Annotated in this window: 1 protein-coding gene; it reads left to right on the top strand. The window is 50.7% G+C overall.

Annotated features, from left to right (window positions below):
* The first annotated feature begins 541 nt into the window (after positions 1-541).
* Entirely contained in the window at positions 542-1,951 is a 1,410-nt protein-coding gene (locus tag H7848_RS19565) for a DUF4011 domain-containing protein (RefSeq protein WP_208354643.1), read from the top strand.
* The last annotated feature ends 119 nt before the right edge of the window (positions 1,952-2,070 follow it).

Genomic DNA, 2,070 nt, shown 5'->3' with positions numbered 1-2,070 from the left:
GCTGGTACAACCCCTCGCGTCGCCACTCAGCATTGGGTTACAAGTCGCCGATCAACTACGAAAGGACCGCTGCTGAGGGGCTGGAAACTCTAAGCCCATAACCGTCCATCAAACCGGGGGAACTCCAAATCCACACCTCTGATAGTGCTCCTCAACCATCAAGGCCAGCGGATCAGTGTACCGCGCATATGGGCCGGACACACGTCTGCTTCCGACCGGTGCGAAATTACTTCAAATATGTCTTGCTATGCAGGAGCTATCCACACAGGATGTTCGTGGATCATGCATGATTTGAACATATTGGATGATCCTACCGATGACAAACCTACCCTTTTTTTGCCAAGCGGTTAGGAACAGCTTCCGTTTTCATCCAGTGCATGTCGCTTTGAACGTGGTTCGCTCGAACATATTGGCGAGTTACAATAGGAAAATACATCTTTAACATCACATTGCGTCTTGCTTTTCATCGCCTCTCGCAGACACCATGAAATCACTAAGATGAGTGTTTTGGGAAGCCAGTATCCCGCTTCGGAGAATGAAAATGAACGAGACTACCGGTGATCAGCATGCTGAAAGTAGCGCAATCGGCGACATCGAAGGTACTGCAATCGAGCAAGATCAGCAGGCAAAAGCCGAATATAATATTTCGCTAGAACTTGATACGGCGAGCCGAGTTAATTTTGCATCTGCCCAGAATGAATTGCCCGTCATTAAGTCACTATCACTCACCAATACTGGCGAACGCACCCTCAGAGATCTGGATTTGACGCTCACGGCAAGCCCCACAGTTTTCCGAACGAAAACTTGGAAAATTGACCAGCTTCTAGCAGGCGAAAGCCTTAGTCTGAGTGACTTATCGACTCCGCTTGATGTCCAGCACTTGGCCGGCCTCAACGAAACGGAGATTGGTTCGCTCTCGATTTCGGTTACGCACGCTGATGGCTCACTATTTATCGAAGATCGCAGATTGGAACTCCTTGCCAGAGACCAATGGGGTGGGCTTGGCGACATGGATCGTTTGCTGGCTGCATTTGTCTCGCCCAACGACTCAGTTGTCGCAGCAATTCTTAAGGAAGCCTCGTTGCTTCTTGAGCGTAGCGGCCATGACGGCTCTTTGGAAGGCTATCAATCCAATAATCCGCAGCGGGCTTGGATGATTGCCGGAGCGATTTGGTCAGCGATGACTGGCATGGGTTTGACATACGCAAATCCTCCCGCGTCCTTTGAAATCAATGGACAGAAAGTTCGATCTCCTGCACGAATCCGCAGCGAAGGGCTGGCCACTTGCTTGGATAGTTCATTGTTGCTTGCCGCTGCGTGGGAACAGGCTGGGTTGAACCCAGTAATTCTATTTAGCGAAGGGCATGCATGGGCCGGCGTATGGATTACAAAACGCGATTTTGGTCAAGTGACAGAACCGGATATAGTCACGGTGCGCAAAGCATCCAAAGCGAAGGAATTCATTCCGGTCGAGACGACCTTGCTTGCTCAACGTCCGACCATTGGGTTTGAACAGGCTGTAGAAGCAGGACGTGTACGTCTTGCGGAAGAGCGTGAACACGAATTTCATATGGCGATTGACATTACGCGCGCCCGCTCAGCACGCATCCGGCCCTTGGCAAGCCATGCAAGCAATGAATCAGGCGAGGCCGAGCACATTGACGCAGCGCCTGCGAAACTTCCATCGCCAATTGAATTTGGTCTTCTTCCAACGGAACTTGTAGATGTTGTACCCGATACACCAACAGGGCGGATTGAGCGATGGCAGGCCAAATTGCTTGACCTCTCGCTTCGAAATAAACTTCTGAATTTCAAGCAAACCAAACAAACTGTTCCGTGTATGGTACCGGATCTTGCCGATCTTGAGGACGCTCTAGCCGCTGACAAACCTTTCAAGGCTTATCCGTTGATGGAAGACGACCCCTGCCTGACTTCAGCACCTACCGGTTAGATTTAGGGGTTTGCGCAAGGGAGGATTTCTGGTTCATCGAAGCCATTATGGAGCGAAGATGAACAAGAAGTCCGGGACATCGAAGGATGCCGCTGACAAGTTGGTCAGGGGGATCAAGC

The sequence above is a fragment of the Pseudaestuariivita rosea genome (genome assembly GCF_017592335.1).
GTDB lineage: Bacteria > Pseudomonadota > Alphaproteobacteria > Rhodobacterales > Rhodobacteraceae > Parasulfitobacter > Parasulfitobacter rosea.
This window is presented reverse-complemented; position numbering and strand designations above follow the sequence as displayed.

What these genes read in the sequence shown, in the direction of transcription:
- H7848_RS19565 (WP_208354643.1), top strand. Translation starts at nt 542, where the DNA reads ATGAACGAGACTACCGGTGATCAGCATGCTGAAAGTAGCGCAATCGGC.